Raw genomic sequence first — 14,048 nt, 5'->3', positions numbered from 1 at the left:
AATAAGATGAGAACACCCGATCAGATCGCTGAAAAATCAGAAAGTTCCATTAAATCTCAGGGTATGATCCCGCCCTGCTTTATCTATGCAGATAGATGTGATTCTGAAAGTTGTTAATCCATTGCACTGTCATTTATTGCCTGGTAATTGATCTGCTTGAGAGGTCAGCGTCGATAGTTTTATCGCCTCACACAGCTGCTCCACCGCATTGAGGGCCCGCGGGGTGAAGCGGTGCAGCTCATCGGCGTTGATGAGGGCGAGCCGTTGGTGTTTGACGGCGTCCAGCATGGGCCACTGCCGCCAGTGATCCAGCACAGAAGGATCCCGGCCGCCAGCCAGGATGAGCCCGGGATTGGCCTTGATCACCTGCTCCAGCCCGACCTGGGGGTAGGCTGCTCCCGTATTCGCCATGATGTTGCGTCCGCCGCAGAGGGTGATGGCCTGCCCCGGCCAGGTCGAATTATTGACGCTGGTGAGCGGCGGGTACCAGAGCTGATAGAAGACAGACAGGGGCTTGGGCTCGCCGTAGCGCGCCGCCAGGGCGTCGAGCCGGGTCAGATAGGCGCGGGCTTGCTCGTCGGCTCTGGGCGTGAGCCCGAGCAGGTGCCCCAGGCTGCGCATCTCGGTGGCCAGGGAGGCAAAGTCGGTGGGCTCCGAGTAGAAGACGGGAATGCCGAGACGCTCGACCGGGCCCAGCATACGGGCCTGGGCGGAGCGCCAGGCCACTACCAGATCCGGCTTCTGGGCCAGCAGCGCCTCGAGGTTGATACTGCGATAGTTGGCCACCCGGGGGAGGTTGGCCACCTCGGCGGGGTAATCGGAGGCATCGTCGGTGGCGACCACGCGATCCCCGGCGCCGATATCGAACAGCAGTTCCGTCAGATGGGGAGTGAGGCTCACGATGCGCTGCGGCGGGGTGGCCATGGCGCACAGTGAGGTGCCCAGCAGGCAGACAAGCAGGCCCAGGGCACGAAGGGAAACGCGATCAGCCATGATTGAGCGCCATCCATGTCAGGAGCAGCGAGAGCCCGAGCCAGCCCCAGCCGGTCAGTTGCAGACGTTGCAGCAGGCGCAGGGGCAGGTTGGCATCGGGTTCGCTCCCCTCATCAAATACTGGAAAGCGCACCAGCTGGCCCTGATAGTAGCGGGGGCCGCCGAGTCGGCGGCCCGTGGCCCGGGCCAGCAGCGCGAGCAGGACTCCCATGGCGGGATGAGGCCAATGCAGCGCAGGCCGCACTCTGTTGCCCAGCCCACGCACCTGGGTCAGGCACAGGGGGAGTGCCAGCAGCAGGATGGCGGGGGCGCAGAAACCCTGATAGAGCGCCGCAGCCGGGCGGCCGAAGTGGACGAACGCGCTTTGCTTGGGGTTCCACGCCAGATGGGTCAACTGGGCGAGCCGCACCAGCAGGGCACCCTGTACCCCGGCCAGGGCAAAGCCCAGCAGGGGGGCGGCCCACTGACCCACGAGGCGCAGTACGCAGGTCTCGCTCACCGCCTTGTTCAACCCCATCACCGAGAGCTTGCCGGTCTCCCGCTTGAGCCAGGGGGCGACCTGCAGCCTCGCCACGACCAGCGTCTCCTGGGTCGCCAGGGCGCGGCTCCCCCGGGCGAGTTCCCGCAAGGGGCGGGATTCGAGCATCAGCAGCAGGAACAGGAGGTCGAACAGGGAGAGATTGCGCACCGCCCAGAGACCGGCAGCGCAGGGCACCCAGACCACCAGCAGGGCAAGGAGCCCGGCCTGGCTCTGCTGGCGTGGCGTGCCGTCGGGGCGATAGACCTTCTGGCCGAGGCGGGTGAGCAGAGGCACGGCTGCGCCGGGTCGAAAGCGTGCGGGCCAGGGCAGCAGGGCCTCCAGTAGGGCGGCCCCCACCATGATGGCCGCCGTCGTGGAGGCGAGGGCGGTCATCAGAGCATCCCAGGAGGGGGCGTCGATCACAGCTTGCCGAGCAGCGCGATGATCACTTCGGCGGAGTGTTGACCCGCCACCTCGATGAAGGCATCGAAGGATTCCACCTGCTCCTTGCCGGCGATGTCCGACATGGCCCGTACCACCAGATAGGGCACCTTGAACATGTGGCACACCTGGCCGATGGCGGCCCCTTCCATCTCCACCGCCAGCATCTGCGGGAAGTCGGCACGGGCTTTCGCGATGGCGTCCGGCTTGCACATGAACTGATCGCCGGTGCAGATGAGCCCGACCTTGGTCTGGTGCTTGCCTTGCTCGGCAATGCAGGCTTGTGCCAGGGCGATGAGTTTTTCGTCGCAGGGGAAGGCGGCGGGCTGCTGGGCCATCTGGCCCATCTCGTAACCGAAGGCGGTCACGTCCACGTCGTGGAAGCGCATCTCGTTCGCGATGACCACGTCACCGATGTGCAGATCCTGGGCGAAGCCGCCGGCGGAACCGGTGTTGATGACGCAATCGGGAGCGAACTTCTCCAGCAGCAGGCTGGTGGCGACGCTGGCGGCGACCTTGCCGATGCCGGATCGGGTCAGGATCACCTCTTTACCGGCCAGCTTGCCCTGATAGAACTCGCAGCCGCCCAGTTGCAGGGTGGTGGGCTCGCTCAGCTGGCTGCGCAGCAGGGCCACTTCCTGCTCCATGGCGCCGATAATACCTACTTTCATCATCTACCTCGTCTCGATGGCCGCTGGGCCGAAAAAGTTGGCGTGGATGATAGCAAAACTTGGCGGTGGCGCCGAGCATTGCGATGGCGCGGATGGGGGGTCAGGGGTAGCGTCTGGCCAGGGCGGCCAGTTCACCACTGTCTGCGAGCCGTTGCAGGGTGTTGGCGAACAGGGTCAGGCGCTCGGGGGCACTGTGGCGATGGAACAGAATGTAGAAGGGGGTCTCTTCCATCACGGTGGGGAGGATGCGGATCTTGTCGGCCAGCCCCTGTTCGCGCAAGTCGGACTCAAACCCCGGGGAGCGGTAGTAGACGAAACGGCCGCGCTTCATCAACAACTTCTCGTAGTTGGCCTGGTTGCTGATCCCGCCGCTGTCGATGATGAGGCCGCCGATGTCCTGGAGCCGGGCGATAGCACCGCTGCCATGGTTGATGAGGATGATGCCCCCCTGGCCGAGGGCCCTGACATCCTGCCAGCTGCGTATCTCGACGGGATCGTCACGGCGCACCGCCAGGTGGTAGCGCACCGTGAAGATGGCGGGGGTCAGGACGATGAAGTGATCCCGCCTGGCCGGGCTCTCTCCCACGCCGCAGATGAAGTCCAGCTGGCCGTGCTGCACCTTCTTTTCCAGCCGTCGCAGCGGCAGGAAGCGCTGATCTCCCTCAATGCGAAGGGCAGGCTCCCTCGCTTCCATGAGCCGGAAGAGATCGACGCAGATCCCGCCGACATGCCCGTCGGGGAGCGTCACGAACTTGGGGGACGACGCCTGTTGCGCGGCCGTATGAAAGACCTCGGTGGCGCCAATGGCCCTGGCGGTGAGGACAAGCAGGCACAGCAGCAGGATTATCCTGAGGGTCATCCGGGCAGGCTTCCGATGGGATTCAGGCGCCGTACATCAACCAGTCAAAGGGCGCCGGGGGCTCAACATTAGGCGATTTCCCCCTCTTATTTCAAGGGGTTCGCTCTGTCGTCACCGGGCGCACGGGGCTTGAGGGGGGTGATCAGCCGAGTGCGGTGTCGAGGGTCATCATCAGGGCGAAGCCTGCCATCAGGCCCAGGGTGGCGTGGGTCTGGTGGCCGTTGCGATGGGTTTCCGGGATCACTTCGTGGGAGACCACAAACAGCATGGCACCAGCCGCGAGCCCGAGACCGATGGGGTAGGCGATGGCCATGCCGCTGGCGAGTCCTACCCCGAGCAGGGCGCCGAGCGGTTCCAGCAGGCCGCTGCCGATGGCGACCAGCACGGCCACCGGCGGGCGAAAACCGGCTGCGCACATGGCCAGCGCTACCGCCAGCCCTTCGGGAATGTCCTGCAGGGCAATGGCGGTCGTGAGGGGCAGTCCCACCGTCATGTCCCCCTGGGAGAAGCTGACCCCGATGGCCATGCCTTCGGGCAGGTTGTGCAGGGCGATGGCGAAGACGAACAGCCAGACCCGTGAGCAGCTCTCATGGCCGGGACCACAAGGGCCGGTCTTGTCGTGTTCGTGAGGGGTGAATTGATCCAGTCCCAGCATCAGCAGCACCCCGAGGGTCATGCCGGCCACTACCACGGCGGCGGCGAGGAAGCCGTCACCCGTGATCCCCTCGGCGGCCTCGAGCCCCGGCAGCAGCAGTGAGAAGGCGCTCGCCGCCAGCATCATGCCGGCGGCGAACCCCAGCATGGCATCTTCCACCCGTTGGGGAACGGCGCGCAGGAACAGGGCAGGCAGGGCGCCCAGCGCCGTGGCGGCAAAACCCGCAGCGCCGCCGATGAGGCCATAGCGTACCCCGGGCGTGATCTCTCCTGCTGCCAGCATGACGAGACTCTGCACCAGGAGCAGCAGCACGGCGACCAGGGCGAGCAGCAGCCCCAGGGCGATGAGGGGGCGATCCGCTATCTGCTCGCGCAGTTGGACAGACCAGGAAGGGGAGAGGGTAGATACGTTGTCCATGGGGCCTCTGAAGACAGGAATGGGGAGAGACGAGCGGCCATTACATAACCTGGCCCCTGCTTTGTCCATGACTGCGGACCGATTGTGGCAATCGGCTCAAGTTTTGCGTCGAACTGGTCGCTCCTGTGCTGGCAGCCTCGTGGCGGGCACAAGGCCCGGCGTGGGGCGAGCGGGAAGCAAGGGATCCCCTCTCTTCGCTCCCATCGTCATTTCCCGTCAGGAGTCTCGGGTCACCGCTTACACGGATGTGATCATTGTGTCACTGCACATCTGCAGTCGAGGATCACCAGCCAACATGTCTTACAAGCATCTCTCCATCGGCAAGAAGATTGCCGCCGTCTTTGCGGTCATTGCCGTCATCAACGCCGTCTTCGGTCTGTTTCTCGCCACCGAACTGCGGGACATTCGGGATCGGGTATTGAACTTCACCGACTCCACCCTGCCAAGCGTGCTCTCGGTGGACAACCTGCTCTACGACGTCTCCTATGTGCGCCGTGCCCAGTTTGCCCTGCTGATGGTGGAAGATGCCGTCGACAGGCAGGTTCGCCGCGCCCGCATCCAGGAGAGCCTGGGCAAGGTGCAGCAGGTCATGGATGCCTACGAGGCAACCGTGGGAGCCGAGCATGAACGCCAGGCCTTCAACCGCGTCAAGCAGCAGTGGCTGCAATATCTGGGGGCCGTCAACCAGGTGGATGCCCTGTTGTTCCAGGGCAGCAGGGATGAGGCCAGGGAGGCGCTGTTTCGCTCGAACGGGCTCTACACCGAGCTGGAGCTGGCGGTGCGTGCCCTGGTGAAGGTGAATCTTGGCTTTGTGGAAGAGAACTGTGGCAGCCTGCTTGGCAGCGTCACCATGGTGATGACCTTTGCCGTGGTGAGCATCGCGACCCTGCTGATCTTCATGGGGGTCATGACCTGGTTCCTTACCCGCCAGATCTGCCTGCCCCTGCAAGCCGTGGTGGCCCAGGCCAATGCCATCGCCCTGGGGGATCTGACCCATCGGCTGGATCGCCAGCACATCGGGCAGGACGAACTGGGGATGCTGGCCAGCGCCTCCCTCAAGATGCAGGACAACCTGCGTGGGCTCATCGAGGAGGTGGCCGCCGCCGTGACCCAGCTGGGGGCCGCCATCGAGGAGGTGAGCGCGGTCTCCGAGCAATCATCCCAGGGGATCCAGAGCCAGCAGCAGGAGATAGCCCAGGTCGCCACCGCCATGGCCCAGATGAAGGCGACGGTAGCGGATGTGGCGGGCAACACCGAGGTGGCCTCGGAGTCGGCAAGCTCCGCCAATGCCCTGGCTCGTCGCGGCAGTCAGGATGTGCAGGGGGCCCTGGATGCCATCACCCGGGTGGCCGGTGAGATGGAACAGGCGGGCAACCTGGTGAGTGAACTGGAGAAAGAGTCCGCCCAGATCAACCTGGTGGTGGATGTCATTCGCGGCATTGCCGACCAGACCAACCTGCTGGCACTCAATGCCGCCATCGAGGCGGCCCGTGCCGGTGAGCAGGGGCGCGGCTTTGCGGTGGTGGCCGACGAGGTGCGCACCCTGGCGGGGCGTACCCAGGCCTCCACCGGCGAAATCGTCGCCATCATCGAGACCCTGCAGGCTCGTGCCAACCGGGCGAAGTCGGTGACCGGCCAGAGTTGCGAGATGATCCGCCAGTGCGTGAGCCAGAGCGAACGCACCAGCGCGGGCATTCGTCAGATTGAAGAGGCGGTGGCCCAGATAGCCGACATGGCGATCCAGATTGTCAGTGCCTGTGGCGAGCAGGATGCGGTCTCCGATGAGCTGGGCCGCAACGTGGCGCGCATCAACGACTCCTCCAACGAGGTCGCGACCGGCGCGGATCACACCGCCAAAGCCTGTCTGGAGCTGAGCCAGCTGGTGGCGGGTCTGCGCCAGAGCATGGGGCGCTTCCGCCTGGCCTGACGGTGGCCGCAGCCAATGAAAACGGGGCCCTGGGCCCCGTTGTTTTTCTGACCGCCAGGCAGCGTGGGCTCAGGCGCCCAGGCCGGTACCGGCGTCTTTCTTGGCAATCAGCTCAATCTTGTAGCCGTCCGGGTCTTCCACGAAGGCGATGACGGTGGTGCCGCCCTTCACCGGGCCCGGTTCGCGGGTGATCTTGGCGCCTGCGGCGCGCAGCGCCTCGCAGGTGGCATAGATGTCGTCCGCTTCCAGGGCGATGTGACCATAGGCGGAACCGAGCTCGTACTCGCTCACCCCCCAGTTGTAGGTGAGCTCGATGACGGCTTCATCCTTCTCGTCGCCGTAGCCGACGAAGGCCAGGGTGTACTTGTATTCGCTGTTCTCGCTCTTGCGCAGCAGTGTCATGCCCAGCACTCGGGTGTAGAAGTCGATGGAACGTTGCAGATCGCCGACGCGCAACATGGTATGCAGAATTCTCATTGCTCAATTCTCCGGGTTGGTGGATTGGTACTGCCTTGAATCCATTGCCCGAGACCGGATCCGCAGAGGCCTGCAGATCAACTCTCGGGATAGACCTTCTCTTTGTATTCGCACAAATCTTCGATGATGCAGGAGCCGCAGCGGGGCTTGCGGGCGAGACAGGTGTAACGCCCGTGCAGGATGAGCCAGTGATGCACGTCCAGCTTGAACTCGGCGGGGACCACCTTGAGCAGCTTCTCCTCCACCTGATCGACGTTCTTGCCCACTGCAAAGCCGGTGCGGTTGGAGACCCGGAAGATATGGGTGTCGACGGCGATGGTGGGCCAGCCGAAGGCGGTGTTGAGCACCACGTTGGCGGTCTTGCGGCCGACGCCGGGCAGGGCCTCGAGGGCCTCGCGATTCTCCGGCACCTCGCCGCCGTGGCGTTCCAGCAGAATGGCGCAGGTCTTGATGACGTTCTCAGCCTTGGTGTTGAACAGGCCAATGGTCTTGATGTACTCCTTGACCCCGTCCACCCCCAGATCCAGCATGGCCTGGGGGGTGTTGGCCACCGGATAGAGCTTGTCGGTGGCCTTGTTGACGCTCACGTCGGTGGCCTGGGCCGAAAGCAGCACAGCGATGAGCAGCTCGAAGGGCGTGGTGAAGTTGAGCTCTGTGGTGGGATGGGGGTTGTCATCGCGCAACCGCTCCAGGATCAGCCTGCGTTTCTGGTTGTTCATGGCTCTCTCTTGTCTCAGAGCTGGGTAGTGCGGGCGCCCGCCGCCGGCACGGTGCAGTGGGCCTTCTCGGCACTCTGCTTGCGGCCCATCCAGTCGTTGATGGCGTTTTTGCCGGCGATCATCAAACCGAGGCCGATGAAGCCGCCGGGGGGCAGGATCGCCAGCAGCAGGCTGGCGTCGGCGTGGAACAGCTCGACGCGCAATGACTTGGCCCAGTCACCCAGCAGCAGCTCGGCACCGTCAAACAGGGTGCCCATGCCGATGATCTCGCGAAGACCCCCCAGTACCAGCAGCACCAGGGTAAAGCCCAGCCCCATCATGAAGCCGTCGAGGGCGGCAAGCAGGGGCGGGTTCTTGGAGGCATAGGCTTCGGCGCGGCCGATGATGACGCAGTTGGTGACGATGAGGGCGATGAAGATGCCGAGCGCCTGATAGAGGCCGTAGGTGTAGGCGTTCATCAACAGCTGCACGCTGGTCACCAGGGCCGCGATAATCATCACGTAGACCGGGATGCGGATATCCTTGGGCACCCAGTTGCGCACCAGGGAGACGGCGAGGTTGGAGCAGACCAGTACCACCATGGTGGCAAGGCCGAGCCCCAACGCATTGGTAAAGGTGGAGGAGACCGCCAGGGTGGGGCAGAGTCCCAGCACCTGCACCAGGGAGGGGTTGTTCTTCCACAGTCCCTGCAGCATCAGCTCCTTGAGCTCTTCGCGGCGGCCACTTTCCCCGGCGGGTTGGCTGGCCGTGTCAATCACGTCGACTTGTTCCATAGCGTGTGCTCCGGCGTTAGGGGTTGGTATGGCAGGAGGGGGCATCGTGCAGCAGTTCGGGGTGCTCCTGTTGCAGCCTCAGCAAATTTTTCACCGCCTTGACCACGGCCCGCGGTGTGATGGTTGCCCCAGTGAAGGCGTCGAATTCGCCGCCATCCTTCTTCACCGCCCAGGTGGTGTCGTTGTCGGCCGTGAGGGACTTGCCGGTGAAGCTGTCGATCCAGCTGGATTTCTTCAGTTCTATCTTGTCACCAAGCCCCGGGGTTTCCTTGTGGGCCAGCACCCTGACCGCACTGACGGCCCCCTTGGCATCGGTGCCGACCACCATGCGAATGGCTCCACTGTAACCATCGGGGGCCACGGTTTCCAGCGCGTAGCCGGTATGCACCCCCTTGAGGGTGGCGGTATAGAGGGGCATGGGCTCATCGCTGCCCAGGTATTCCCGGCTGCTGACCAGCTTGCAACTGGCCACCAGATCGTTGTCATAACTCCCCTCGGGCAGCAGGGCCTGCAGGGTGCGCAGCTTCTCCAGCTCTTGCTGGTGGGCGATGCGATCCCGGGTCAGTTCGTTGGTCAGCACCACCATGGCGGTGCAGCCGAGGGCAAAGAGGGCCAGGGTCAGGCCATTCTTGCGCATGCTTTTCAACATGGGAGGCTCCCTGTCTCGCGTCTGTGGCAATTCAGATGTGGGTTCATTTGCGACGGGCTCCATAGACCTTGGGGCGGGTCAGACTGTCAATCAGGGGAACGCACAGGTTGGCCAGCAACACGGCGAAGGCGAAGGCATCCGGATAGCCGCCAAAACGGCGGATGACATAGACCAGCACGCCGATGAGCACACCGTAGACGAGGCGCCCCTTTGCGGTGGTGCTGGCACTCACCGGATCGGTGGCGATGAAGAAGGCCCCGAGCATGGTGGCACCGCTGAACAGGTGCAGCATGGGGGTGGCGGTGGCATCCGGGGTGGCCAGATAGCCCAGGGTGGCAGCGAGCAGCAATGCGCCCAGCACGGCAGTCGGAATGCGCCAGTTGATCACTTTCTGCTGGAGCAGGAAGAGGCCTCCCAGCAGGTAGCCGAGGTTGACCCAGCTCCAGCCGATACCACCCCAGCCCTCGAAGACCTTGTGGGTCATCACTTCGGTGGCGGTCAGTCCCTGGGTCAGTCCGGTCTTTAAGGTATCCAGCGGCGTGGCCATGGTCAGGCCATCCACCCCCTGCTTGAGCTGCAGCATGCTGTAGCCGTCGAGGCTGAAGCCGGTGAAGATCATCGAGGCCGCATCGGCGAAGCCGATGTCGTAGGCGGCGATGCTGGAGGGGGGCAGCCAGCTGGTCATCTGGACCGGGAAGGAGACCAGCAGCAGCACATAGGCCACCATGGCAGGATTGAACAGGTTCTGACCGAGCCCGCCATAGAGATGCTTGGCGATGATGATGGCGAACGCCGTGCCCAGCACCAGCATCCACCAGGGCAGCAGGGGGGGCAGGGAGAGACCGATGAGCACGGCGGTGAGCGCCGCGCTGCCATCCAGCAGGGCCGGTTTGACGGGGCGGCCGCGCAGGCGAAGGACCAGGGCCTCCGAACCCAGGGCCGTGACCAGCGCCAGCAGGATCTGGATCAGGGTCCCCCAGCCGAAGAACCAGGTCTGCGCCAGGAAGCCGGGCAGGCAGGCCAGGATCACCAGCACCATCAGGGTCTGGGTCTGTTTGCGGTTGTGGGCAAAGGGCGCACTCGCGATATTGAACATGGATCAGTGGCTCTTGTCGGTCGAAGGGGAGGAGGCAGCCTCGGCCGCCAGCTTCTTGGCTTTGGCCCGGGCGATGGCGGCGGCGATGGCCGCCTTCTTGGGGTCCACCTCGGCGGCGGGTCCGGATGCGGCGGCAGGGGCCTCAACAGCGTTATCGGTTGTGTTCACGGATGTCTCACCTGCGACCACCGGCCCGTCACCTTGCGCCTGGGCGGCTTTCTTGGCCTTGGCCCGGGCGATGGCGGCGGCGATGGCCGCCTTCTTGGGGTCCACTTCGGCAGCGGGCTCGGATGCGGCGGCCGGGGCCTCAACGGCGTTATCGGTTGTGTTCACGGATGTCTCACCCGCGACCACAGGCCCATCCCCTTGCGCCTGGGCGGCCTTCTTGGCCTTGGCCCGGGCGATGGCAGCGGCAATGGCCGCTTTCTTGGGGTCCACCTCTGCGGCGGCCGGGGCCTCAACGGCGTTATCGGTTGTGTCCACGGATGTCTCACCTGCGACCACCGGCCCGTCACCTTGCGCCTGAGCAGCCTTCTTGGCCTTGGCCCGGGCGATGGCGGCGGCAATGGCCGCCTTCTTGGGGTCCACCTCTGCGGCGGGTTCGGATGCGGCGGCCGGGGCCTCAACGGCGTGTTCGGTTGTGTTCACAGATGTCTCACCTGCGACCACCGGCCCGTCACCGTGCGCCTGGGCGGCCTTCTTGGCCTTGGCACGTGCCAGGGCGGCGGCGATGGCGGCCTTCTTGGGATCCAGCTCTGCCTTGGGATGTTGCTCCCCAGGTGCCGGGGTGTCAGCCAGCCCATTGCCCTCGCCATTGGCGGTCTTGGCGGTCTTGGCGGCACGACGGGCGATGGCCTCCTGCTTGCGTGCCTCACGGGCGGCAATCATGGCCTCGTTGTCCGGTGCGGGTTCACTCACGGCCACCTGGGCCGTCTCCTGTTTGGCCTTGATGCGGGCCAGGGCGGCGGCGACCGGATCTTCGCCCCCGGCCGTCGTCATGGCCTGGCGACGCTGGGCTGCGGCCTCGGCGTGGCGGGCTTCGCGGGCCGCCTTCTCACGCTCGAAGCGAGCCTGCTTGGCCTCGAAGCGCTGCTTGGCACGTTCGGCCTTCTCGGCCTCGGCACGGGCCTCGCGGATGTCATCCTTGGCGATCTTGTAGTACTGCACCAGGGGGATTTCGCTCGGGCAGACCCAGGCACAGGCGCCGCACTCGATACAGTCAAAGAGGTTGAGCTTCTCGGCCTTGTCGTACTCCTTGACCCGGCTGTACCAGTAAAGCTCCTGGGGCAGCAGGGTGGCGGGGCAGGCATCGGCGCAGGCACTGCAACGGATGCAGGCCTGTTCCGGGCCGGGGGGCGGCAGCTCGGCGCGGGTGGGGGAGAGCAGGCAGTTGGTGGCCTTGACCACGGGGACCATGGCGTGGGGCAGGGTGAAGCCCATCATGGGGCCCCCCATGATGACCCGCTGATCCGCCTCCGGTTGCAGCTCGAAACGCTGGAGCAGCCAGCGTACCGGCGTGCCCAGACGCACCCAGGCATTGCCGGGTTTCTTGAAGGCGTCGCCGGTGAGGGTGACGATGCGCTCGATGAGCGGCTCCCCATCGATGATGGCGCGCTTGATGGCAAAGACGGTGGCGACGTTGAGCACCATGATGCCCATGTCGACCGCCCGGCCTCCCTTGGGCACCTGGCGTCCGGTGAGCAGCTCTATGGTCTGTTTGGCGCCGCCGGAGGGGTACTTGGTCGGTACCGACTTGACCAGCACGTCGACGTCGCTGGCATGGCGGGTCAGGGCCTCGATGGCCGCCGGTTTGTTGTCTTCCACCCCGATCAGGGTGAGCTTGGGCTTGAGCAGGTGCTTGAGTACCCGGATGCCGTCCATGATCTCGTCGGCGTATTCCTGCATCAGACGGTCATCTGTGGTGATGTAGGGTTCGCACTCCAGCCCGTTGACGATGAGGATCTCGGTGAGCTGGCCACGGCCGTCGAGCTTGCTGTGGGTCGGGAAGACGGCGCCGCCGAGCCCGGCGATGCCGGCCTGCTGGATGCGTTCGAGCAACGCCCCCCGCTCCAGGTTCCAGTAGTCAGGCTGGGGTGTGCGCTCGCCCCAGGCATCGTCTCCGTCCGGGGTGAGGAGGATGCAGAGATCGTCAAGACCGGAGGGGTGCGCCACCGTGTGCTGCTCGATGGCGGTGATGGTGCCCGAGGTGGAAGCGTGCACCGGCACGATGCGTCCCTTGTCAAAACGGGTGAGGGGTTGCCCTTTCTTGACCTTGTCCCCCACCCGCACCAGCAGTTCGCCGGCCGGACCCGCGTGCTGGCGCACCGGAATGATGAGCTGTGGGGGAAGGCCCGCGTCAACGACGGGGGTCAGGCTGGACTGGTGCTTGTTCTCGGGGGGATGGATGCCGCCGTGAAAATCCCACAGAGTGCCGGCTTTGATGCGTTCGAGCAGATGCTGCATGGTTACTCCGCTGTTTATTCCACTATCTTGACCGGAATGGCGACCTTGGCCAGATCCCATTTCCAGTTGTCGACCGTGGTCGGCACCGGGATCATTTCAATACAGTCGGTCGGGCAGGGGTCGACGCAGAGGTCGCACCCGGTGCACTCGGCCGCGATGACGGTATGCATCGCCTTGGTGGCACCCAGGATGGCGTCGACCGGACAGGCCTGGATACACTTGGTGCAACCGATGCACATGTCTTCGTGAATGAAGGCCACCTTCTTGACGGGGATTACCGCGTCTTCACCGCCGTCCAGAGACTGGGGCTCGACCCCCATCAGGTCGGCAATCTTGCGCATGGTGGCGTCGCCACCGGGCACGCACTTGTTGATCTTGTCGCCATTGGCCAGGGCGTCGGCGTAGGGTTTGCAGCCCGGGTAACCGCACTGGCCGCACTGGGTCTGGGGCAACAGAGCATCGAGCTGATCGACGATGGGATCGGCCTGCACATGAAACTTGACGGCGGCAAAGCCGAGAATGATGCCGAAGGCCAGGGCAAGCAGGGCCAGCACCAGAATGGCAAAGAGTATGTGAATCATAGCGTTATATCTTGATGAGGCCGGTAAAGCCCATGAAGGCCAGCGACATCAGGCCAGCGGTGACCATGGCGATGGAGACGCCACGAAACGGTGCCGGCACGTCGGCGGCCACCAGCCGCTCACGCATGGCGGCAAAAAGGATCAGCACCAGGGAGAAGCCGACGGCAGCCCCGAAGCCGTAGATGATGCTCTGGATGAAGTTGTGGCGCTCGTTGATGCTGAGCAGCGCCACGCCGAGCACGGCACAGTTGGTGGTGATGAGCGGCAGGAAGATGCCGAGCAGGCGATAGAGGGTCGGGCTGCTCTTGCGGATCACCATCTCGGTGAACTGGACCACCACGGCGATCACCAGAATGAAGCCCAGGGTGCGCAGGTAGGCGATCTCCAGCGGGATCAGGATATAGTGCTCCATCAGATAGGAGCAGGCGCTGGCCAGCGTCATGACGAAGGTGGTGGCCAGACCCATGCCGATGGCGGTTTCCAGCTTGCCGGAGACACCCATGAAGGGGCAAAGGCCGAGGAACTTCACCAGCACGAAGTTGTTGATCAGCACGGTGCCGACCAGTAAAAGCAGGTACTCAGTCATTGAAGATGGGTTATCCGGTATGAAGGCGGCCGTATTATCTGATGTTAGGTGCCTTTAGACAACCGCAAGGCCGTATGGTTATTATTCGAATGCCCAATTCTTGACATCCTCCCCCACCTTAGCGCTTCGCGTCACAGGAGGGGTATCCCCATTACTGGGTGATAGCTGCTCGCGCAGTACCGGGTTCCTGCTTCATCGGGCGGCCTGATTGCACCACGCCT

The 14,048-nt window shown here is 64.4% G+C and carries 14 protein-coding genes; 1 reads left to right on the top strand and 13 read right to left on the bottom strand.

What is annotated here, in order from left to right; translation table 11 throughout:
* Positions 1 to 129: 129 nt before the first annotated feature.
* The 5 genes from OKC30_RS15510 to OKC30_RS15490 all read right to left on the bottom strand — a co-directional run bounded on the left by OKC30_RS15510 (position 130) and on the right by OKC30_RS15490 (position 4,556).
* Entirely contained in the window at positions 130 to 993 is an 864-nt protein-coding gene (locus tag OKC30_RS15510; protein WP_202395174.1) for a cobalamin-binding protein, read from the bottom strand.
* Positions 986 to 1,906, bottom strand: a complete 921-nt coding sequence (locus tag OKC30_RS15505; protein ID WP_270668073.1) for a cobalamin biosynthesis protein CobD/CbiB — start codon at positions 1,904 to 1,906, stop codon at positions 986 to 988. The genes OKC30_RS15510 and OKC30_RS15505 overlap by 8 nt, the downstream gene beginning before the upstream one ends.
* Positions 1,907 to 1,932: 26 nt before the next feature.
* Entirely contained in the window at positions 1,933 to 2,625 is a 693-nt protein-coding gene (gene mtnN / locus OKC30_RS15500; RefSeq protein ID WP_048208668.1) for a 5'-methylthioadenosine/S-adenosylhomocysteine nucleosidase, read from the bottom strand.
* A gap of 100 nt (positions 2,626 to 2,725) precedes the next feature.
* Positions 2,726 to 3,484 (bottom strand): substrate-binding periplasmic protein, encoded by a 759-nt coding sequence (locus OKC30_RS15495; protein WP_160838825.1) that lies wholly within the window; start codon positions 3,482 to 3,484, stop codon positions 2,726 to 2,728.
* 142 nt (positions 3,485 to 3,626) lie between these two features.
* Positions 3,627 to 4,556, bottom strand: coding sequence for a ZIP family metal transporter (locus tag OKC30_RS15490; protein WP_039038671.1), 930 nt, complete (start codon positions 4,554 to 4,556; stop codon positions 3,627 to 3,629).
* Positions 4,557 to 4,851: 295 nt separating this feature from the next.
* Here OKC30_RS15490 and OKC30_RS15485 point away from each other — a divergent pair, with 295 nt between their 5' ends.
* Positions 4,852 to 6,483 (top strand): methyl-accepting chemotaxis protein, encoded by a 1,632-nt coding sequence (locus OKC30_RS15485; RefSeq protein WP_270670357.1) that lies wholly within the window; start codon positions 4,852 to 4,854, stop codon positions 6,481 to 6,483.
* Between the two features lie 69 nt (positions 6,484 to 6,552).
* Here the strand turns inward: OKC30_RS15485 and gloA are convergent, their stop codons facing one another.
* The 8 genes from gloA to rsxA all read right to left on the bottom strand — a co-directional run bounded on the left by gloA (position 6,553) and on the right by rsxA (position 13,827).
* Positions 6,553 to 6,960, bottom strand: a complete 408-nt coding sequence (gene gloA, locus OKC30_RS15480; protein ID WP_010674310.1) for a lactoylglutathione lyase — start codon at positions 6,958 to 6,960, stop codon at positions 6,553 to 6,555.
* A gap of 77 nt (positions 6,961 to 7,037) precedes the next feature.
* A complete protein-coding gene (nth, locus tag OKC30_RS15475) occupies positions 7,038 to 7,679 on the bottom strand; it encodes an endonuclease III (protein WP_005302279.1) in 642 nt (213 codons plus the stop codon).
* 14 nt (positions 7,680 to 7,693) lie between these two features.
* Positions 7,694 to 8,452, bottom strand: a complete 759-nt coding sequence (locus OKC30_RS15470; protein ID WP_010674312.1) for an electron transport complex subunit E — start codon at positions 8,450 to 8,452, stop codon at positions 7,694 to 7,696.
* 16 nt (positions 8,453 to 8,468) lie between these two features.
* Entirely contained in the window at positions 8,469 to 9,101 is a 633-nt protein-coding gene (rsxG, locus tag OKC30_RS15465) for an electron transport complex subunit RsxG (RefSeq protein WP_043156385.1), read from the bottom strand.
* A gap of 43 nt (positions 9,102 to 9,144) precedes the next feature.
* Positions 9,145 to 10,197: an electron transport complex subunit RsxD gene (gene rsxD / locus OKC30_RS15460; RefSeq protein ID WP_270809677.1), complete on the bottom strand. Its 1,053-nt coding sequence runs from the start codon at positions 10,195 to 10,197 to the stop codon at positions 9,145 to 9,147.
* Positions 10,198 to 10,200: 3 nt separating this feature from the next.
* On the bottom strand, positions 10,201 to 12,660 hold the full coding sequence (gene rsxC / locus OKC30_RS15455; protein WP_270809676.1) for an electron transport complex subunit RsxC: 2,460 nt from the start codon (positions 12,658 to 12,660) through the stop codon (positions 10,201 to 10,203).
* Positions 12,661 to 12,674: 14 nt separating this feature from the next.
* On the bottom strand, positions 12,675 to 13,241 hold the full coding sequence (gene rsxB / locus OKC30_RS15450; RefSeq protein ID WP_270809675.1) for an electron transport complex subunit RsxB: 567 nt from the start codon (positions 13,239 to 13,241) through the stop codon (positions 12,675 to 12,677).
* Between the two features lie 4 nt (positions 13,242 to 13,245).
* Positions 13,246 to 13,827, bottom strand: a complete 582-nt coding sequence (gene rsxA / locus OKC30_RS15445) for an electron transport complex subunit RsxA (protein WP_039038677.1) — start codon at positions 13,825 to 13,827, stop codon at positions 13,246 to 13,248.
* Positions 13,828 to 14,048: the final 221 nt, after the last annotated feature.

This window comes from Aeromonas sp. QDB18 (genome assembly GCF_027705325.1).
Taxonomy (GTDB): domain Bacteria; phylum Pseudomonadota; class Gammaproteobacteria; order Enterobacterales; family Aeromonadaceae; genus Aeromonas; species Aeromonas caviae.
The sequence above is the reverse complement of the archived record's forward strand: the minus strand, read 5'-3'. Positions and strand labels throughout refer to the sequence as shown.